This is a genomic window from Clostridium sp. chh4-2 (assembly GCF_002899675.1).
In the GTDB taxonomy this organism is placed as follows: domain Bacteria; phylum Bacillota; class Clostridia; order Lachnospirales; family Lachnospiraceae; genus CHH4-2.
The window spans coordinates 97,921-119,666 of the sequence record NZ_PKUU01000019.1 but is presented as its reverse complement, the minus strand read 5'-3'; the positions used below and the strand labels follow the sequence as shown (position 1 = coordinate 119,666).

At 45.3% G+C, this 21,746-nt stretch carries 17 protein-coding genes; 4 read left to right on the top strand and 13 right to left on the bottom strand.

The annotated features are described in order from the left end of the window. Positions 1–66 precede the first annotated feature (66 nt). The 7 genes from C0033_RS18745 to C0033_RS18715 form a co-directional block, all read right to left on the bottom strand. Entirely contained in the window at positions 67–837 is a 771-nt protein-coding gene (locus tag C0033_RS18745) for an SDR family oxidoreductase (RefSeq protein ID WP_103229430.1), read from the bottom strand. A gap of 275 nt (positions 838–1,112) precedes the next feature. Next, a complete protein-coding gene (locus C0033_RS18740; protein ID WP_103229429.1) occupies positions 1,113–2,054 on the bottom strand; it encodes a 2-hydroxyacid dehydrogenase in 942 nt (313 codons plus the stop codon). A gap of 27 nt (positions 2,055–2,081) precedes the next feature. Further along, complete coding sequence (locus C0033_RS18735; protein WP_103229428.1) at positions 2,082–3,269, bottom strand: mandelate racemase/muconate lactonizing enzyme family protein; 1,188 nt, start codon at positions 3,267–3,269, stop codon at positions 2,082–2,084. 32 nt (positions 3,270–3,301) lie between these two features. Next, the gene (locus C0033_RS18730; protein WP_103229427.1) at positions 3,302–4,591 is read right to left on the bottom strand and encodes a Gfo/Idh/MocA family oxidoreductase; all 1,290 of its coding nucleotides are present in this window, start codon (positions 4,589–4,591) and stop codon (positions 3,302–3,304) included. 1 nt (position 4,592) lies between these two features. After that, the gene (locus tag C0033_RS18725; protein ID WP_103229426.1) at positions 4,593–6,836 is read right to left on the bottom strand and encodes an AraC family transcriptional regulator; all 2,244 of its coding nucleotides are present in this window, start codon (positions 6,834–6,836) and stop codon (positions 4,593–4,595) included. 36 nt (positions 6,837–6,872) lie between these two features. Continuing rightward, the gene (locus C0033_RS18720) at positions 6,873–7,754 is read right to left on the bottom strand and encodes a carbohydrate ABC transporter permease (RefSeq protein WP_103229425.1); all 882 of its coding nucleotides are present in this window, start codon (positions 7,752–7,754) and stop codon (positions 6,873–6,875) included. Continuing rightward, entirely contained in the window at positions 7,751–8,665 is a 915-nt protein-coding gene (locus C0033_RS18715) for an ABC transporter permease subunit (RefSeq protein ID WP_242984546.1), read from the bottom strand. The genes C0033_RS18720 and C0033_RS18715 overlap by 4 nt, the downstream gene beginning before the upstream one ends. Before the next feature lie 402 nt (positions 8,666–9,067). Here C0033_RS18715 and C0033_RS18710 point away from each other — a divergent pair, with 402 nt between their 5' ends. Together C0033_RS18710 and C0033_RS18705 are read left to right on the top strand one after the other, a co-directional pair. Beyond that, a complete protein-coding gene (locus tag C0033_RS18710; protein ID WP_180994813.1) occupies positions 9,068–10,597 on the top strand; it encodes an extracellular solute-binding protein in 1,530 nt (509 codons plus the stop codon). A gap of 1 nt (position 10,598) precedes the next feature. After that, the gene (locus tag C0033_RS18705) at positions 10,599–11,357 is read left to right on the top strand and encodes an alpha/beta hydrolase family protein (RefSeq protein ID WP_103229422.1); all 759 of its coding nucleotides are present in this window, start codon (positions 10,599–10,601) and stop codon (positions 11,355–11,357) included. Between the two features lie 174 nt (positions 11,358–11,531). Here the strand turns inward: C0033_RS18705 and C0033_RS18700 are convergent, their stop codons facing one another. Genes C0033_RS18700 through C0033_RS18685 form a run of 4 tightly spaced genes read right to left on the bottom strand, consistent with a single transcriptional unit; the run spans position 11,532 to position 16,149 of the window. Continuing rightward, a complete protein-coding gene (locus tag C0033_RS18700) occupies positions 11,532–12,383 on the bottom strand; it encodes a carbohydrate ABC transporter permease (RefSeq protein WP_103229421.1) in 852 nt (283 codons plus the stop codon). 48 nt (positions 12,384–12,431) lie between these two features. After that, a complete protein-coding gene (locus C0033_RS18695; protein WP_103229420.1) occupies positions 12,432–13,310 on the bottom strand; it encodes a sugar ABC transporter permease in 879 nt (292 codons plus the stop codon). A gap of 20 nt (positions 13,311–13,330) precedes the next feature. Next, a complete protein-coding gene (locus C0033_RS18690; RefSeq protein WP_103229419.1) occupies positions 13,331–14,734 on the bottom strand; it encodes an extracellular solute-binding protein in 1,404 nt (467 codons plus the stop codon). A gap of 14 nt (positions 14,735–14,748) precedes the next feature. Next, entirely contained in the window at positions 14,749–16,149 is a 1,401-nt protein-coding gene (locus C0033_RS18685) for a family 43 glycosylhydrolase (protein WP_103229418.1), read from the bottom strand. Between the two features lie 323 nt (positions 16,150–16,472). On the opposite strand from C0033_RS18685, the gene C0033_RS18680 reads away from it, so the two are divergent. Next, positions 16,473–18,158, top strand: coding sequence for a sensor histidine kinase (locus tag C0033_RS18680; RefSeq protein ID WP_180994812.1), 1,686 nt, complete (start codon positions 16,473–16,475; stop codon positions 18,156–18,158). Positions 18,159–18,170: 12 nt separating this feature from the next. Continuing rightward, positions 18,171–19,799 carry a response regulator gene (locus C0033_RS18675; RefSeq protein WP_103229416.1) on the top strand — a complete coding sequence of 543 codons (1,629 nt, stop codon included), beginning with the start codon at positions 18,171–18,173 and terminating at the stop codon, positions 19,797–19,799. Between the two features lie 43 nt (positions 19,800–19,842). Here the strand turns inward: C0033_RS18675 and C0033_RS18670 are convergent, their stop codons facing one another. Together C0033_RS18670 and C0033_RS18665 are read right to left on the bottom strand one after the other, a co-directional pair. Continuing rightward, the gene (locus C0033_RS18670; RefSeq protein ID WP_347501196.1) at positions 19,843–20,547 is read right to left on the bottom strand and encodes an N-acetylmuramoyl-L-alanine amidase; all 705 of its coding nucleotides are present in this window, start codon (positions 20,545–20,547) and stop codon (positions 19,843–19,845) included. Positions 20,548–20,612: 65 nt separating this feature from the next. Continuing rightward, positions 20,613–21,608 carry an FUSC family protein gene (locus C0033_RS18665; RefSeq protein WP_103229415.1) on the bottom strand — a complete coding sequence of 332 codons (996 nt, stop codon included), beginning with the start codon at positions 21,606–21,608 and terminating at the stop codon, positions 20,613–20,615. Positions 21,609–21,746: the final 138 nt, after the last annotated feature.

Sequence of the window (21,746 nt, the reverse complement as noted above, 5' to 3'; positions counted from 1 at the left end):
TCCGCCGCCCGCCCAGGTTTCCCCTTCTTTCCGGCGTACCTTATTCAGCTAAACAAAGATTCCCCCCTACGGCTTCATTCCCACTCCGCCCTGGATAAAGAGTGTATCTCCTGTAATATATTTGGCGTCATAGCTGGCTAAGAAGACGCAGACTTTACCGATATCCTTCTCCGCATCACCATATCTTCCCAGCGGAATTTCATCCAGGTTTTTCTTAAACATCTCCGGATTCTCACGTCCCCACTCTGCCAGTTTATCAGTCATAACAAGCGGAAGAATCACATTGACATTGATATCGTATGCTCCCCATTCATTCGCAGCCACTCTGGACATGCCGCGGATTCCTTCTTTGGCTGCCGCATAGGAGCTCTGGCCCGGTTTTCCTGAGATGCCGGCGCCGGATGCGAAGTTAATTACAGAACCTTTTGTCTCTTTCAGATACGGAAACGCATGTTTCATATAAAAGAAAGTCGCATAAAGCCCGGAATACAAGGCGATATCGAAATCCTTTTTGGTATGCTCCACCAGCGTCAAGCCTGACGCGGACGCTTGGGCGCTGTTGATCAGCACATCCAGCTTTCCAAAATGCTCAACCCCTTTATCAATGGCCGCTTTCACCTGATCCTCATCCGCTCCGTCGGTAACGATGGTAAATGCTTCCGTTCCAAAATCCCGTTCCAGCTCGGCTTTTGTCTTTTCCATTCCACCCGGATACAAATCCGTTAAAATCAGCTTTGCTCCTTCATCTGCAAATGCTCTGGCCACTCCGCGTGCAATTCCGCCGCCGCCGCCCGTAAGAAGGACAATCCGGTCTTCCATTCTTCTCAAATGCTGCATAATCCTTACCTCCTGAATTCTCAATTTAACGTTTCGTTTTCTATGTATGCAAAATTTTTTTGCTTCCTTGGAAAACAGTTCTATGTAGGGATTATAGGCTCAGAATAATATTCTGTCAATAGCAGTATTTTTGGCTTGTTATTTTATTATCGTAAGATATTTCATATAATTATCAGCCTATTTTCGTGCTTTTATCCATTTCTTTATTCCTATGAGAAGGTTTAAAAACCGGATTTAACCTAAAATTTTTTTGATTTTTGAAGTTTATTTAACGATTATTTCATGATATTTTGTGGTTTTCCGTCCAGATATTTCTTTACATTGTCAAATACGATCACCGCACGTTTCACTAAAGCTTCTTTTGTTGCAAAAGCGATGTGGGGAGTTACGATGGTATTGGGTGTGTTAAGAAGCGGATGGCTTTCTTCAATCGGCGGCTCCTTTTCAAACACATCGATGCAGGCTCCTGCCAGGCGGCCTTCATTCAAGGCTTCTGCCAGCGCATCCGAATCCACAACCGGACCGCGGGCCGTATTGACCAGAACGGCAGTTTTCTTCATCAGCTTTATATTGTCTCTGTTGATCAAACCCTTCGTCTCTGCGTTTAAAGGGGTGTGCAGTGATACGATATCGCATTCTGATAAAAGAGTGTTCAAATCTACATATTCAATGCCAGGCAGATCCTTTACCGTTCTGCTGTACGCATAGACTTGGCATCCAAATGCCCGGGCAATACGGGCGACTCTCTCTCCGATGGCTCCGGTACCCACAACGCCGAATTTCTTTCCTTCCAGTTCAAAGCCCACAAGGCCGTCCTTAGTGCCGCCGTTCCTGCATGCCAGATCGCACGGAATCACATTGCGGTAAAGGGAAATCAGCATTCCGAATACCAGATCCGCCACAGCACAGGTGGAATATCCGGCGCAGTTGCAGACGGTCACGCCCTGATTTCTGCAGGCGTCCATGGCGATGTGATCTACTCCGGTGAAGGCTACCGAAAGCATTTTTAAATTCATGCAGCCCCGGATCACTTCCGCGTTTAACGGAAGGTTGGAAACTACGATGATGTCCGCATCCTGGCCGCGGCGGATTAATTCTGCGGTGTCCGTTGTTTTTGTGTTGTAATACACAATTTCCACTTTATCTTTCAGTTCCGACGCCATTTCCATCAATGTTTCGTCCGCTACTCCCAGCGGCTCGATGATTACCATTTTCATATTTTCTTCCTCCATTTACTATTTGATTTAAAATATCTGCAATGCGTTTCTTAGAATCTCATGATCCTCTCTAATTCCAATTCCCACAGACTTTGGAATGTTGATCCGGCCGTCGGCCAGAGTCAGTTCACCGTCCAGCAGTTCATTGGTTATCTCAAAGCCCTTTTTGTTCTCCTGATATTTCCCGATGTTGGGCGTATAGGAGGATAAATGCAGAATATATACAAAACAGAATCCTGTGGATACATGAGGGGTGACGGTCATTCCCGCCAGATTCGCCATCCGGGCAACCTTTGTGGTCCGGATCAGTCCGCCATTATAGAGAATGTCCGGCTGAACCACATCCGTACCATGATTTTCAATCAGCCATTTAAACCGCCTCATGCTGGTTTCCTGTTCTCCGAACGCCAGCGGGATATCCAGTCTGTCCCTCACATCCTTCGTGGACCACAAATCGTCAAATGGGCAGGGTTCCTCGTAAAAATACCCGTTGATCTCCTCCATCACATGTCCAAACCGGACTGCGGTATCCACATCGTATGATCCGTTTCCATCCGCATGAATAATCATGTCGTCTCCAAAGAATTTTCTGGTTCCGTAGATCAACTCCTCGCTCCTGCCGGACATGGAATCCTTATTTTTGCTCATGCGGCCGCCAATTTTGTACTTGATGGCCTTTGCGCCGATCCGCTCCACTTCATTTCTCAGTATTTCCAATTCCTCTTCCGGAGTGGTGTGGCGGTTGCCGCTGGATACATATACATTGGCGTATTCATTGATCCGCGCTCCAAACAGTCTGCCTAAGGAAACCTGTTTGGCCTTAGCCAGCAGATCCAGAACACTCAGCTCCAAAAATGCCAGACAGGAAAAATAAGGAATTCCCGCCATTTTATAATTGTTCTTATACACATAGACTTCATCCAGCAGCATTTCCAAATCCCTGGCATCTTTGCCGATAAAATACGGCGCAATCAGCTTTTGCAGGATTGGATAGCAGAATTTTACCCGGTCGTTGGTCACCGAAATCCCCACCAGACCGTCCCGTGAAGTTGTTCTCACAAAATATTGTCCGCAGTTAAACAATAATTCGATGCGTTCAATGATAATGGGCTGATTAAGTCCGCTTAAATCCAGCACGCGGCTCTCTAATATCTGATCTAATTTATCGGATGAAACCGCCCGGTATTCCCCAAAATCGCTATGTTTTTTATACATGATTTCCTCCAGTCTGCTTTCTGTTATGGATTTTAAAACTTCACCAGTGAATCGATCTTCACAGGCAGGCCGGATGCGATGGACTTATTGGCTGCTACTCCGGTTAAAATGGACTGCACGCCTGCAATATGGTCCGCCGCCCGGTGGAACCGGTCCGGATTCTTTCCCGGAAGGAACAGGTCATCCAGCATCACCGGATCTCCGCCGCCGTGGCCCCCTTCTTTTTTCTCCACAGGCACCATATAAGGTTCGTCAAACATAGGGCAGACCCTGATCTGATAGGATTTTGCCGCTCCCTCATCCTTTTTATCTCCGCCTGCATTGATATACGGTTTTTCCAGGGCGGTGTATTCAATTCTGCCCTTAGAGCCGTTAAACGCCACATTAAATCCTTCCCAAGGCATATAACTGTTTAAGGAATAGGACATCATTGCCTTATTTTTATACTGAACCAGTACGGACATGGTGTCCTCTATGCTGATATCGTCTCCAAATACGCTTCTGTCCCTGATATATCCGCTGTCTGCCTCGGCATCCAGGTAAAGCCCCTTCAATACAGGATTCTCTTCTATATCAATGGCAAACGGATCGCCCTTTGCCGCCTCGCTCCCATGACACCGATAGTAGAAATCCGTTACCCCGCGCTTTTCCGCATTGTGCCGGCCATAAAAATTCAAATCTCCGAAAGCGAATACCGTCTCCGGCTGCGTGCCCAGCCAGAAATTCACCAGGTCAAAATGATGGGTCGACTTATGTACCAAAAGTCCGCCGCTGTTTGCCTTATTCCGGTGCCACCTCCTATAATAATCCGCTCCGTGTTTTGTATTTAACAGCCATTCGAAGTGGACGGAAAATACCTCTCCGATGGTATCGTTCATGATCAGTTCCCTGATTTTCGTATGATGAGGCGCGTAACGGTAGTTAAATGCCACCCTGATATGGCGCCCTGTTCTCTTCTGCGCATCCACGATCGCCTGCGCTTTTCTCTCATCGATGGTCAGAGGTTTTTCCGTCACCACATCGCAGCCCGCTTCCATGGCCTTAATGATATATTCGTCATGAGTCCGGTCAACGGTTGTTACGATGACCACATCCGGCTTTTCCGTGCGCAGCATTTCCTCAAATTTTGTATAATGATAGGTCGGCACCGGCTCAGCGCCGAATTTTTCACCGATCATCCGGTTTGCATAATCCATTCGGGTCTGGCTCAAGTCGCAGAAAGCGGCCAGTTCGCAATGGTCTTTATATGTAGAGCTGAGGGCCTCATAATACATTCTGGCCCGTCCGCCGGTTCCAACCTGTGCATATCTCACTTTTTCCATATCAATTCTTCCCTTCCTTTTTCAAATTCTGCTGATTCCGATATTGTCCCGGAGTCATGAGCGTATATTTCTTAAATACCCGTATAAAATTCTGTGGGCTGTTATAGCCCAGCCTGGCTGAAATTTCATTAATGCTTAAATCCGTCTCAGACAGCAGTTCCTTACATCTTTCTAATTTTTTATCAATCATATACTCCGTATAGGTCTTCCCGAACAGCTTCTTAAACATTCTGCTCAGATAATTGGGATTATAGTTAAAATATCTGGCGCACTGGTCTAAAGAGATATCCTGTTCGATATGTTCATTTAGATATTCCGCGATCTCGGAAATCACCTTCTGGTTTTCCACCGGCTCCTTGATTTTCTCATTAAACGGCTGGAGGAAATGGTTCCATAAATGTCTCTTTAACTTTTCCACGGAATCGATGTCTTTTGTGATATCAAAATCCGTGATTTCCTTCATCTTGGTATAATCAGGCTGAATGGAATATTCGTTGTAACAGTCTAAAATATCCGACAGAAGCTTATTCACTTCCAGCTTAAACAGGTAGTATTCCACCCCGTCCATTTTTTCAAAGTACTCGTCCAGATATTTTCTGCACAGCTCCTCTTTTCCCTCCAGCAATGACTGTATGATCTGAAGGCGTTTCTGCTTGATCTTGATTTCAGACAGGGCCACATGTTTTTCTTCATTGGCGCCCCAGAAAACGCAGGCTCCAAACTGTCCGATCACCCGGCGCAGGGCGATATTGCATTCTTCCACCGCCTCAGGAATCCCGGCCGTGTCGAAAACAGGACGGCTTACGCCGATATTGATTCCGATTCCCATGTACTGCGCCACTGCTGAGATAATCATTTCACATGTCCGGTTCAGCTGGAGCATGGCTCCTTCTGCGGACATATACTGTTCATAATGGGTGACATAGATCACATGGTCTATGACAACCGGTGCAAATATATTCTCTATTCCGATCAGTTCTGTTATGATATTTTTCAGCCCGAATAAAAAGACTTCCAAATTTTCTTTCTGCTCGGCTTTATGATAATATTTGATACCGATCACGTGTATGTAATACCCGTCAATGGGGCTGGTAATCACTCCATGGTTTATAAGCTCCTCAGATGTGATCTCCTTCAGTTCATTCCTATATATCTTTCTCAGATATATTTCCCGCTCGTATTCCTCTCTGTCCGAAAGCTTTTTCTTCAGCTCTACATTCTTTTTCACCAGATAATTGACCTTTGAAGCGATGGATTCATCTTCATCCTGAAGTTCTTCTTCCCTGTCTGAAAGATTGCTGTCCACCAGCTCATTTAATTCCCCGATGGGATGGTACAGAAACTTCGAAAACCAGAAAACCAGGCTTAAAATGATGATGAGAACGCTGAAAATGACGATCCACATCGTATGGTAAACGGATTCCACCCCCTGCTTTAAATCCGAGTTGAGCACGACCGATATGTAAGTCCAGCCGTTAAGATCTGATTTGGATGCGGCGCAGAGATAGTTTTCATGATGAAATGCGGTCTGTATCGCCTGTCCTTCCTGAAGCTGCTCCCATTTTTTCTCAGAGGCTTTTACATATTCCACGATGGCCGCCAGTTCCGGCCTTCCCACCAGGAAATGCCCGTTTTCATCCAGAATCACCACTCCCTCGTCCAGACTGTCGCCGTCCAGTTCATACTGGAGGATCTTTTTATCAATCTTGGAGATCAGCATGCTGTTACCCGAAAGGGAATTGACCGGAATCCTCTCGATCAGGTAGATGAAATCGTCCTCATAGTGCCAGAAGGAAGACTGCTTAACCCCCGCCAGCTGCTCCACCAGCAGCTTATATTCCGAGTTTTCAATGGTTGTAAATGTTTCCGGATTCATGACCCAGTCCTGCTGCAGGCTCACGAGAATGATGTCGTTAACCGGGAATATTGACGAGTTTAAAAGTTTCAGCTGGGCATTTATCAGATTAAAACTCTGGAAATTCTTAGCCTCTCTCTTTTCTCTGACTCCGCTGGTCAGCGTGCCGGATAAACCGGCCCTGATCATGGAACTATTCACATATTCCAGCGAAACCTCTATCTGCCTCTTCTGGTTTACAATCGAAGAGCTTTGCACCTCATATAAAAAATCATTTTGAGCGGATGTCATCCCGCTGACCGCGGCCATCAATGTAATGACCGGGATAATTCCGATTAATAACAGCACTGCGAAAATTCTTTTAAAATACAAATCTCTTATTAATTTCATTTTCCCACCCCTTTCACAGTACTATTATAAATGAATTTATCCCTTAATCGATCCCACCATCACACCTTTCTCAAAATATTTCTGCATAAACGGATAGAACAGGACGATTGGCAGCGTCGCCACCACGATTACTGCCATTTTCACACTTTGGGAAGGGATCACAAATTCCATTCCCATGGACGCCTCGTCCCCGATTCCGCCCTGTGCAAGGATGACAATCTGCCTTAACAGCACCTGGATCGTCCATTTTTTCGAATCATTCAAATAAAGCAATGCGGTTAAAAACGTATTCCAATGTCCAACGGCATAAAACATGGTAAAGGTAGCCAAAGCTGGTTTTGACAGCGGAAGTACGATCTTCCCAAGAACGGCTACTTCATTGCACCCGTCAATTTTCGCGGAATCGATCAAATCCTGCGGAATCTCCTGAAAGAAATTCTTTACTAAAATCAGGTTAAAGCTGCTGATGGCTCCCGGTATGATGAGAGATGCATAGGAATCGATCAGCCCCAGCGCATTGACCACCAGATAGGTTGGAATCATGCCGCCGCTGAATACCAGAGTAAATGTCACCCCATACATCAGATATTTTCTTCCCGGCAGCTCTTTTCTGGACAAGGGATACGCCATCAGGCAGGTCATGAATAAATTGACAATGGTACCGACTACAGTTACCATAATCGTAACAAACATGCTGCGCATCAGGGTGCTTGTGGAAAAGATATATCTATACGCATCCAGAGTCGGTTCTTTGGGAATCAGCAAAAACCGGTTAACCGCCAGCTCTTTAACAGAAGCAAAGGAACCTGCAATGATATAGAGGATGGGGAAAAATGTGACAAGCGTTATAATTGCCAGCACCGCATACACGATGGAATCAAATATCTTATCGCCATATGATCTTTTTCCAGTTTTCATAAGATTCCCTCCTCCCCTACTTTTTTAGACAGCTTATCAGCCGTCAGCACTAATATGAGCCCTACTAAAGATTTGAACATGCCCACGGCGATGGAATAGCTCAGCTGCCCGTTTACAAGGCCCATTCTATATACATAGGTGTCAAATACATCCGCAACATCCCTGTTCATAGCGTTCTGCATATTGTAAAGCTGGTCGAATCCCGACTCCATAACGTGACCCAGTCTCAGAATCAGCATCGTTATGATTGTGGTTCGGATGGCCGGCAGCGTGATATAGAGTATTTGCTGGAAACGGCTCGCGCCATCCAGCTTGGCCGCTTCGTACATCTCCACATTAACCCCGGCTAATGCAGCCAGAAAGATGATCGTCCCCCATCCTGTTTCTTTCCACATATTCTGCATCACCACCATCGGCCGGAACCAGGCGGGGCTTGTGAGAAAATTAATCTGTCCAAATCCCAGATTTTTCAGCGCCTCCGTTATAATACCTCCATCCGATGTAAATAAGGTATAAGAAATACCTACAATTACAACCCATGATAAAAAATGAGGCAGATAAACAACACTTTGAACGGTCCGTTTGAACCAGTTGGCTTTTACTTCATTAAGAAGCAAAGCTACAATGATTGGCATTGGAAAGAAAAACGCCAAATTGAGCAGCGACAGCAGCAATGTATTTCCCAACAGCTTTCCAAACGACTTGTCTGTAAAGAAACGGATAAAATATTTAAATCCTACCCACTCACTGTCAAAGAATCCTAAAAATGGCTGGTAGTTCTTAAATGCCGCAATCAGCCCGAACATGGGGCCGAATTTAAATAGAAGATAGTAAATCACTCCAGGGATCAGCATGATGTACAGCCACTTATAAGTCTTTATTTTTTTCCAACAGCTTTTTTGATCTTTCATCTCTTCTCCTTTCCGGATTTGCATCCTGCTTTTTATAATTCAATTATATTTGTGCATTTTTAATAACTCAATAATCATATTTCCTGCTGTTTTATGCGGTTTTAACAGGTATTTTATGCGCCCAAACCACAGAATGCTCATTTTATGACATGGTAGGAATGTAAAGAGATGAGCATTGGGTAAGGTGAGCATCGGCCGCCCTTTTTCCCTCTCCGGGCCCAAAATTCCGGCTAGAAAATGAGTATTGCTTTATCGATTCCCCAAACGTACAATTTAATTGTGTACACAAGACCGGCATCAAATAAAAATTAAACATTGGGAGGTTATTTCATGGGTTTATTATCATATTTACAGAAAAACAAAAAAGGCAGGATTTTCTTATCCGCCTTCTTAACAGGAAGTATGCTCGTTTCAATGACAGCCTGCGGCTCCGGTTCTAAGAATACGGCCGCTCCGGCACAGACAACAGGCGCCCCACAGTCCGGACAGACCGAAGCTTCCGGCACCGGTGCAGAAACAGAAGCTCCTGCCGTATTGGATACTATTACTTTAATGGTAAACTACACGGGAGCAGAAGCTCCTACAGATGATAATCCTCTGGTACTTAAAATTGCAGAATATACAGGCTCCATGCCAAAGATCATATGGGTTCCCCAATCGGCCTACAATGAAAAGCTGAACACCTTGATCGCTTCCAAGGATCTTCCCCAGATCACAACGATCCGCGAAGTTAAGGGTTCCGGTTTCGTTAATGCAGCCCGCTCCGGCATGTTCTGGGATGTGGCTCCTTACATAGACCGTTTTCCAAACCTGAGTCAAATCGATCCTACCATTTTAAAGAATGTTCAGATAGACGGCCAGCAGTTCCTGATTCCGAAAGTCAGGGACGTTGCCAGAGAAGGCGGGCTGATCCGCCAGGACTGGCTGGATAACTTAGGACTTCAGATGCCCACCACATTGGATGAGCTTCACGACATACTCTATGCATTTACCTATAATGATCCTGATCAAAATGGTGTAGACGATACCTATGGTTTCTCTTTAAAATACAATGCCCTTCCCCGTTTCTCCACACTCCTCAGCATCTATATGGGAGGACCGAACACCTGGGGCATCGATGAAGAAGGCAATGTGGTTCCTGAATTTTACTTTGATACCTATACGGAATCCTTAACATGGTTCAGACAGGCCTATTCAGAAAAACTGTTCAACCAGGATTTCCCGATCTGTAAAGACGAGATGCAGAACTTCACCTCCGGCGCCGCCGGCATGCTGTTCCTGGGCAACTTAGAGGACGCCGCAACCCGCGTCACCGACTTAAATGCCGTATTTCCCGATGCTTCCACAGACATCTTCCAATTATTAAAGAATGACCCGGATGAACCTTATCACATCACCGGTTATCAGGGATATACCGGAGGCCTGGCTTTTTCAAAGACTTCTGTAAAAACAGAGGAAGAGCTTTTATCCCTCTTATCCTTCCTGGATAAACTGGGTGACCCGGAAATGGCAGACGGCATGAACTGGGGAATCGAAGGGGAATCTTATACCGTCAAAGACGGCGGCGTTGAGCAGACAAAAGAACAGTCTGAAATCTACGGCCGTAAATATAACGATATCCGCCAGATCACACCGTTCTACACCACACAGCATTTGAAAGCCAACAACCAGCCGGAATTAAACCAGAAAATCGTCCAGCTGATGAATGAAAACGCCCAGTATGCGGTTCACAATGTCGTGCTTCCTTATATTTCCGACACTAATATTGAAACCGGCGGCGATTTGGATACTCAGATTGCCGACGCCAAGATCAAATATGTAATCGGCGAATTGGATTTGGACGGATGGAAAGCGGCGATCGAAGACTGGAAGGCAGCAGGCGGAGATCAGATCATCAAAGAATATACAGAACAGTACAAGGCAAATCATTAATATGGCGCTTCTCCACTGTGAAATAAACGCAAAATCCATCCGCATGGTGACTTCTGTCTGCGCCATCCTTCCTCACGATACATACGATGGGGAAAAACCGGTTAAAACTCTATATCTGCTGCACGGAAGATCGCATAATTACTTGGTGTGGACCCGGTACACCAATCTGGAACGGTATGCAGAGGTCCATCACGCAGCGGTCATCATGCCTGAAGTCAACCGGAGTTTTTACACCGATATGCGGTATGGAGTTAATTATCAGACTTATGTTTCCGAAGAACTTCCGGATCTGTGTGAGTCCATGTTCCGGATAAGCAAAAATCCGGAAGACCGTTTTATCGCAGGGATGTCCATGGGCGGCTACGGGGCGCTGAAAACCGCCCTGTCCCATCCCGACCGGTATGCCGCCTGCGGAATGATCTCCGCAGTAACCGACATCAGGCAGCACATCGCCGACACGCCGGAAACCAATCCGAAAAGACAGGAATTTCAAGGTATTTTCGGAACCGATCTGGAGATTTCGCCGGACGATGATATGTATCATATGGCTCAAAAATGTGCATGTTTGGCGAAAAAACCGGAGTTTTATATGGCCTGCGGCACAGAAGACCATCTTTACCCGGAAACTATGCGTTTCCGTGATTTTCTGAGGGCTTTGCCTTATCAACTGACTTATGAGGAGTGGGAGGGTATCCACGACTGGGTATTTTGGGATGAGGCTGTTAAACGGATGATGGACCATTTTTTCCCAGATACCTGAGATGGGAAGTGGCAGAATATATTTAATTTTCAGGGACGTGACGCATAAAAGAGGAATCTCCGATGGGATTCCTCTTTTATGGTGGTTTTCGCTGGATTGGATTTAGAATCATACTTTTTTTACATCAACCCTGAAGGCATTTTCAGAAATGCCTTCACGTTTTACTTTAAATCTCTATCCTTTTACAGCCCCGTCCGTCATCCCCGCCAGCATATATTTACTCAAAAAGAAATACAGAAACAACGTCGGTATAATTGTCAGCGCAATTGTCGTAAATGTTCTTCCCCAATCCGTAGCTCCATACATCCCCACGAAATCCCTAAGCCCCAGCGTGATTGTCTGCAGCTTCTTAGAGCTCGTAAATGTATAGGCGAATAAAAACTCATTCCAGCAAAAAATTCCATTCATCGTCGCCAACGTCAAAAACACATTTTTCGACATCGGAACGACGATGTTAACAAACATCTTCATCGGGCTGCATCCGTCCAATATACAGGATTCCAGCACATCATCCGGTAAAAACCGGAAAAAATTAGTGAACAGGTAGATGGTATATGGAAAACGAAAGGCGATTTGAGGCAGAATCACGCCTGCAAAGCTGTCGGTCCATCCCAATTTACTGAACGTCAGATACAGGGGAAGCAGGCACACCTGCAACGGTATCATAAGTCCTGTAAGGAAATACGAAAGCAGCTTTTTCTGTCCCCTGAACTGTATTTTGCAGATTGCAAATGCCGCCATGGAACCGAATAAAAGGGTTGGAACCAGTACACATACTAAAATGATAATGCTGTTTAAAAAGTATCTGGGAATGGAAGATTCAATCAGCACATATTTAATATTCTCCAGATACAGGCCGGACGGAAGGGAATACTGCGGCTTCTGTTCAAATTCCAGCGGGGTCTTAAACGCCGACATCACCGTATAAAAAAACGGATACACCATAATCACAAGCACAACTGCCGCGATCGCATAAACCAACAGGTCCATCCATCCGGGCCGTTTCAGTCCGCTCTTTTTTTCCATAAGCTTCCTCCCTCCTGCTGCAAAAACAGCGCTTTTATCTTCTTCATTTTATTCATCCCTCTCAAATATCTTTCTGAATACGGTGGCAAAAGAAAAGCAAATAATCACTATCATCACGGCCACCGCGCTTCCATATCCATATTTCATGCTGCTGAACGCCTGTTTATACATATAAGGCGCAATCAGCTGAGCACAGTTTCCCGGCCCGCCTTTTGTGAGCAGAAATGGAATGTCATATGCCCTTAAAGAACCGTTTAATACCAGCACACAGTTCGCAACGATAATCCCTCTGATATATGGAATCGTGATATTCCAGCTGATCTGAAAGCGGTTTGCGCCGTCGATCTTAGCCGCTTCTATCATATCGGCGGGCACGCTCAAAAGGGCCGCATAAAAGATCACCATGTACATTCCCATATATTTATAGCCTTCCACAAAGGCGGCGCTGCCCAGGCACAGCCTGACATCCGTCAGCCAGGCTATGTCTGCCCATGCGGGGTTTATCTTAGCCAACAGAGAGTTAATGAGTCCAATTGGCTGTAAAGACATCAGCTTCTCAAAAATCTGGCAGATCGCCACTGATGATATGATAACCGGAAGATAACAAAGCGTCTGAAATCCGGTTCTGAACTTAGGAAGCGCTGATAAAAGGAAGGCCAGCAGTAATCCCACAAATACCTGAAGCAGGATCTGAAGTACGGTATAGATGATCGTATGGCGGAGAGCCGCGAAAAACTCCCTGTCGTGGGCAAATAACTCCACAAAATTATCCAGTCCCACAAATTTTATGGTCCCGATTCCATTCCAGTTCACCATACTGTAAGCCGAAGACCATATGATCGGCACAAAAACAATCAAAGTATAGAGAATCACTGCGGGAGAGACGAAAAACAGCACCGTTTTCCATTTACTTTTACCTAATATCATGCAGATTCCCTCTTTTCTGTCTATTTAAAATACTCACCGGCATTCTTTTCCACGGATTCATTCATCCTCTTCATAAATTCCTCCGGCTTGATGAGCGCCTGTGAAAGTTCGATAGCAAGCTCTCCGCTGGTTACGATTGTCGCCGGGTCAAATTTGTCATCCCATGAAATCCAGCCCTGTTCCACGCCTACCAGATCTTTATAGATATCCTTCATGACTACAGGAAGATCCTCGGTTATCTCTTCGTCTAACGGAGAGAATAATTGATGGGCATAAGCGTACTGGGTATGATGGCTGACAAAATATTCGAAGAAATTCTGCAGTTCCGGGTCGTAGGCGCTCTGGCTGATTCCCCATGCTTTGCCTGTATGTACCGGTATGGATACCGTATCTCCCGTATAATTGGTCGGATACGGAACCTGGAAATATCCGATTTCTCCGTTGGCGTATGCGTCTTTCATGCTGTCGGTCACATTGTTAAATCCTGTATACACGATTGCCGCCTGTTTGCTTGCAAATGCGTTCACACAGTCTGCAAATGCTAAATTTTCAAAACCTTTGATAAAATATTTGTTGGATGCCAGTTCATACATCAGGTTCACTCCGTCAACTGCATTCTGGTCTTCCTCATATTTGATATCGCCCTTTTTAAACTGGTTTATAAATTCTCCGCCGCCGCTCACCCACGGAATAAATGAGATGAACCGCAGATTCAGCCAGGACTGGGAGCCCGCTAAAGAGATGGGAGTCTCTCCGTTTTCCTTTAATACCTTACAGCAGTTCAGGAAGTCATCCCAGGTCACAGGAACTTCCAGACCGTACTTATCAAATGTGTCCTTCCAGTACCAGAACAGTTCGCAATACCTTCCATCCGGATACAGATACAGGCTGCCGTCGTCAAACTTGAGGAAATCCAGACATCCGGCATTAAATTTATCATACATTCCCATCCGCTTCAGCTCTTCTTCAATGTTCACCATCTTACCGTCTCCGGCCAGTTCCGCCGAAAGCGTTCCGTTTGGAATCTGGAACATATCGGGCAGCTCCCCTCCGGCAATGTATAATTTCAGTTTGTTCAAATACTGGTCATGATCCGGAATCGTCTCCACTTCCCATGTAAAATTAGGATTTACCTCGGCCTGATAGGCTTTCAGCGCATCGTCCCATACCCAGTAACTCGCGTTCGCCTCCGTCAGCTGGGTGTAGATTTTGACATGGCGCTTGACCTTTTCTTCATTTCCGCCGTCTTTTGAACTGTTCTCCGCTGCCGTCGCAGGCTGTGCAGCTGCAGATTCTGTGTTTGCAGCCGTTTCAGTTCCCGTCTTAGCCGGCTCTTTTGTCTGAGTTTTTGCAGAACACCCTGAAATCGTACTAATCAGCATAGCAGCAGCCAATCCCCATGATACGAAACGTCTTTTCTTCATACATTCTCCTCCTATTATTCTTTCAGTCCCCTTGCTATGGTTACATTCTTTATCTTCAGCCGACCGTCCGTCACGTTAAAGGCCAGACTTTCACCAGGTTTTTGGTACATCCTCGCATTTAAAGCCACACCATTAACATAAATGGTTGCAATCGTATCGTCCACGATCAGGCGGATATTGTAATTCTCACCGGGATTCAGCGCAATCGTCCGTTCCAGACCTATGTTCATACATTGGGGCCACGGAAAGTTAGGCGTTTTTTCAAATACCAATCTGTTTTCCCCAACCAGGAACTTGAATTCATATGCGGTTCCCGTCTCTTCGTCTTCATACAGGCGCACCGCAAAATCCCGGGTTCCATTTTCAAATGTTACGTCTGCCTCCATCCGGAAGAGCTGGCCGCACCGGCGTCCGATCACCGCTTCCTGCCTGGAATCCACCGTTTCAAGCAGCCAATCCTGTTCTGCCTTTTCCTCGCTGCCAAATGCCTTCCATACGGTATCGGGAGCCTTTACGCCTAAGGTTCCGTCTTCTCTCTGGAACACTTCATGAGCCACCAAAACGCCTCCCCATTGGAACTGGTTCCTGTCGTCATTTTCCTCCCTTGTAGGGACCCAGCCGAACAGAATCCTTTGATCTCCCACTTTAAAAGTTCGGCCCGCATAATACGCCCTGCCGTCAAATGCATCGTCCACAGGAGCTATCCATGGGCCTGAAAGGCTTTTGCTCATACGGTAAACAATTTTCTTCTTGTCACTGTACTCTGAGTTTAACAGGTACCACCATTCCCCTTCTTTAAAAAGATCCGGCATCTCGTGCATGGTAAAAATCCCCGGAGCCCAAAAATCGCCTTTAAATTCCCATTGCTCCAGATCCTCAGAAGTAAAATAGACATTGCAGCCGTTAATCATTTTTTTGCCGTTCAATTTTCTGGCTCCCAGAATCAGCCAATACTGCTTTTCTTCTTCATTCCAGAATACAAAGGGATCTCTCCAGTCATTCTGGTCATATCCCGGCTGCGGAGTAAACCGGAGCTTGTCTTCCGTTTTATTCCAGTGAATGAGATCGTCACTGACCGCATGCATTAAAACCTGGGACGGCTTCCCCTGCGCCTCATATTCCCGGTTAAATCCGGTATAAAACGCATGGAATTTACCCATCGCTTCAAAAATGCTTCCGGCATAGATGTACTGGTCCTGTGCCTCGTAAGCCCCCCGCTTCAGCACTTCTCCATAATCTTCAAAATGGATAAAATCATCTGTTATTGCCAAAGACCAGCCAAAGGGCTGTCCCTCCCGCAGCGGTTTTGGATTTCTCGTATCCCTTTGATGAAATACATAGAATTTTCCATCATGTCCAAACGGCATACAGTCTCCAAACCAATGGTCCTCAGGCTGATAATATAGTTTCTGCATAATCTCATAAACTCCTTCCCTCTGTTAATTTCTGAGTTCATTATAACAGAGCGGTATGGCCGATGAAATCCAAAGTATTTATCCACTTTTTCCCGTGGTTTTATATAATTATTTTGTCCTTTCATATGATATTCTTATCTATAGTGCACGATTAATTTGACATTAGGAAAACATTTTTGTACTATTTCATTATAATAAAAGCAATATTTTTTTATCAACACGTCCAACAAAGGAAATGGGTGCTGACTATGAAAAAAAACCTTCTTTTTTTTAGGAACCTGTCCATACGAAGTAAGCTGCTGTCCTATTTTTTTCTTATAATCGTGCTGATCAGTATTTTTGTTTTCCTGCCGATTTATATGAAGACCTTGTCCATCTTACGGGGCAGCACACAGCAGCAGGCCATTGACGCTGTCATCCAGACCTCCACCGCTTTGGATAATACGTTAAACAGCATTTGTTATATGGCGGATTTTATATCATACAGTACGGAAATCCAGTCCATATTGACGGAGAAACTGGACGATCCCTACAATAGCTACGACGAGGTTCCCCCTTCCTATTTCTCAGCCGCCGAACGGGTACTGATCACCAACTATTCCTCCAATAAATTGAATACGATCAATATATTTGCGGACAATGGCATGATTTTCGAAGTTCCCAACAGGATTCCTACCTTTGATTCCGACGAAATACAGGAAATCAAGAAATTGTCGGAGTCTCACAGCGGCAGAATCTCATGGTATTTTCTGAGAGGAAAGGAATTATGCCTTTTAAAAGAGATTCGCAACATTACTACCACAAGAAATCTGGGCGCACTGGCAATTTCCGTCAAAAAAGACTATCTGGACCGCAGCATCACCCAGTCCTTTTTTGCAGGAAAAGGAAATCTGGTCATATTGGATCAACAGGGAAACTATATCTGCGGGAAAACCTATGCTCCCGTCTTATACCGTGATTTGTCAGAACTGGACTCCTCTTCCTCCACATTTTCAAATATTGAGTATGAAAATTCTCCGTTTCTTGTAACCGCCAACGCTCTTCCCGACAAAGGCCTGGTCGTTTACGGCCTCATATCGGAAGACGCCCTCTATGGGCAGATAAACCAGCTGTTCAGATGGATCGCCTCTTTTGTGGTAATCATGACCGGTGTCGTGTCCCTGGTAGTGATCTTCTTTTCCGAATCCCTGGTTCGTCCGCTCCGCAAAATGGCTCATTTCATGGATATCGCAGCAAAAGGTGATTTCAGCGTATCCCTTCCCATAGAAAGTGACGATGAAATCGGTCAGTTAAGCCATCATTTCAACTCCATGGTCCAAAAGATAAACAGCCTGATCGATAACGTTTATAAAAAGGAGCTCCTGTACAAGGATGCCGAATTCAAAATGCTTCAGGCCCAGATTAATCCCCATTTCATCTATAATGTCCTGGACACAATCAGCTGGACCGTTCAGTTAAACGGTATGCCGGAAATCTCGAAAATGGCGTCTTCTCTCAGCCGTTTAATGCGGATCAGCATCAACAAAGATCAAAATATCACATTGAAAGAGGAACTGGCCTGCGTGCAGGATTACCTCCTGATTCAAAAAATCAGATATCAGGATAAAATAAGCGCCATCATCGATGTGGACGACCGCCTGAATGATCTGGTCATCCCCAAGCTGATTCTGGAGCCATTGGTAGAAAATGCAATTGTACATGGTTTAGAAGGGAAAGGCGGCACCGGATTGATTCTTGTGAAAGGGGAACTGTCTGAGAATATGGTCATATTTACCATTAAAGATAACGGTATCGGCATCTCTCCGGAGCGCTTAGCAGAGATCTGGGGCAGCCACTCCGACGCCAACAGCACCCACACCGGGCTCGGCTTTTTAAATGTCCATAACCGGATTCAGTATGTCTATGGAACAGAATACGGATTGGATATCAAATCCCAGCCAAACAGCGGAACCACCGTAACGATCCGGATACCCTATATTTCCCTGCCGGATCTCAGAAAAGAACAGTGAGGATGTGATTATATGATGACAAAAGTATTGATAGCAGACGATGAAATCATGATAAGAAAAGGGCTGGCCGCCTTTCCATGGAAAGAAAACGGATATGAGCTGGTGGGACAGGCCGAAAATGGCGAAGAGGCGCTGTTAATGACCCGGGTTCTGTCACCCGATATCATCATCAGCGATATAAAGATGCCCGTGATGGACGGACTCCATTTAACACAGGAGATCAAGAAAAACTATCCGTCCGTCTATGTCATCCTGCTCACCGGCTTTGATGAATTAGCACTGGTTAAACAGGCCCTTCACCTTCATGTAGACGAGTATCTGTTAAAGCCCACGGATCAGGAAACCCTGTTAAAAGCATTGAATAAGATCTCCAAGGCCATACACATCAGAAAAAACAAAGAAGCCCAATTTCAGAAATTGAAAGCCCAGTTTCAGACTGCGCTTCCCACCCTGCGTTCCAATCTGTTTTCTGATCTGGTAGCAGGGCGGTATGTTTCAGAAGAGCCCGCATTGGACACCTTCCGCCTGTTTGAAATACCGGTAGGACAATATATTGTAATTTCCATCGCATTTTTTACAGGGGATACCCCGCCGCTCAACGACTGCCGCCAGAAGGTTCTGGAAAATTATATGGCCTCTGTGACCATCAGCAATATCTGTAAAGAAACTTTTAAGAACTACACTGCGGATACATTGACCTTTCATTCTGCGGACAGGATTCATTTTCTGCTTATATTTTCTGAATCCATCACAGAAACAGACTGCATGGCAATTGTCCAGCTGGGTACCCATAAGGCCAAAAAGGCGATTTTATCCGAACTTGGGGTTCATCTGTCCTTTGGAATCAGCAATCTGGGACATTGCTTAACAGAAATACCCACTCTGCACTATCAGGCCACATTCTCTCTCAACCAGTGCTGTTTCTTTAATGATGACCCTACCCTGTATTTTAAGGATGTACAGTCGTCTGAAAATGAGGATTATTATATTCCGGAAGCCAGAAAAGAAGTATTTGAAAGGAGTATAAGAATTGGGAACAGAGAAGAAGCGCTGAGTTATATGCAGCACCTGTCCCATCTGTTCATGACCATGAAGTATCCTGATATGAACCGCTGTAAGCACCTGATTATCGCCACTCTTCTCCAGGCGGTGCAGATAACCAACGAAAAATCCCAGCTTCCTTCCTCTTCATTTGATCAGAGCATGGCCTGGATTTATCAGATATTGGATTGTCAAACCTTAGAAGAGCTGATGACTTATGCGGAAAAATTTTTAAACAACCTTATCTCAGAAGGATGTAAGAATACACTCTCCCATTACGATGGAACTGCCAATCAAATTGTGGAGTATATAAAGGAGAATTATGCCAGCGACCTGTCCCTTGATCTCTTGTCGGAACATTTTCATTTCAGCACCACTTACATAAGCCGTTTGATACGCAGATCCTATGGAATAAATTTCACCGAAATTCTCAGCAATACCCGGTTAAATGAAGCCAAAAATCTGCTCCAAAACAGCGGAATGAAAACAGCGGATATCGGAAAAGCCGTGGGATATCACGATACCAGCTATTTCATTCAGTCGTTCAAGAAAAAATACGGGGCCACGCCCAATGAATACCGGAATATCATCCAAATCTAACCGGATTCTGAAGGCGAAGTAAAAAGGGCTTAAAACTACAGGCCTATTGATTCAGGTATTCCATAATCCCCATATGAATCGTCCACGCCAGCCGGTCCTGGTATTCCTCGGAATTCAGCATGGCCGCCTCTTTCCAGTTACTCAAAAACCCGCATTCCACGATCACGATAGGCTGTTTCACGTGCAGCAGAAGGTAATAATTGTCATTGGCCTTTGCCTGCCTGCGGTTGGCCTCCCCCAGCACGTAATCAAATCTCTTTTGAAGAATCTCGGCCAGCTTTTTTCCTTTATCCGATCCTTTATAATAGAAAACCTGGCCTCCTGAGATCTCTTCCTGATGGTAGCTGTTCTGATGAATGCTGACCACGATTTCAGGCTTGATCTCATCGATGATCTCACACCTCTTCTTCATGTCGGCCATCTTTTTCCGGTTGTCCTTCTCACCGTAAAGTCCGGTATCGCTGTCCCGGGTCAGGATGACTTCCACATCGGAAGCTTCCAGATAAGTCTTCAGACGTTTTGCGATTGCCAGATTGATGTCCTTTTCCAGGCTGCCGTCCACTCCGATTTTCCCGGGATCATTGCCGCCGTGGCCGACATCCAAAACAACCGTCTTCTTTTGCGTTCCTTTCGCCTCCCCGGATGCGGCAATTCCGAATCCCCCTCCAAATAACGGGTAATGAGAAACAGCAAAAACAAGAATCAGCATGCAAAAGCCCATCCATGTTTCCATTTTTATCTTCTTCAAATTCAATCATCCAAATTATTTACTTACTCTAATATATCCGCCGCTTTTCGAAAATAGACCCGCTTTCAGACATTCCCTTCACAGGTCATATGATGATGGAGCGTTCTGGTCCATTTCTGAACCAAGTATAAGATCAGGACGATGGCCGCGCCGCCTGCCAGACAGAACAGGCGGTTCTGCACCGCCGTGGAGGTATCCAAAAGCACAAGGGAAGCATTGATCGCGCACACGGCATTGACTATCTGTTTGTATTTGTACTCGGAGGTAAAGAAACTGATATATCCGAGGAATAATACCATGGCAAACGCATATTTTTCAGGAATCAGCAGTTTAAAAACGATTAAAAAGAAGACGATTCCAACCACATTGCCGAATAGACGGTGACGAATCCGCTCCAATGTTTCATGATAATGGAGCTGGGTCAGGGACATCACCACGATGCTGATCCATAACGGCTTTTTCAGTCCCAATACCATACCTACGAACATGGCTGCGGCAATTCCCAGCGACATTCTCATGATATATCCCCTGCGGGTTATGCAAAGCTCAATCTGCTCTTTCAATTTTCTTCCGTCATCCCAGTGACCCTGCTGCTTCCATTTGAAAATCGTTGCCGCAGCCACCACAATTCCGCCCATAACTGCACCGACCAGCCTTGACGAAAAAGCCTCAGGAGCAGTTGGCGTGGCCTGGGAGAACACAAAGCAGAGCAAAAAACTGATCGCAGGCTTATACATGGCCGGTTCACAGGTTAAAATCATGATAAGAAGGACAAATAAAAAATTGATCCCAAATGCAAGCCATGGTGACAGCAGCGCCGACTGCCCTGCCAGCACACTGCCGGTATATAAGGCAACGATAATTCCCGCCATAGTTAACGGCCTGACTCCAATATATCCCACCGGAAACATGGTCAGACCCACGCCGATCGCCACTCCGGGAAGCACATTCATCGTTCCGAAAAGAATCTGGAATACAAAAACAAATGCCAGGTTAAATGCAAAACTGAGCGCATTTTTTATAATCAGCCGCGCCATTTCCTTTGATTTTTCTATGTTCATATAAACACTCCATTTCCGCCAAATGCTTGATTTTCAGGTTGATCTATTGTAAACTACATAAGTACACTTTTATTAATAGTACACTATAGTTTACTATTAATTATATATAGAATGATTTCCATTTGTCAACCATCAATC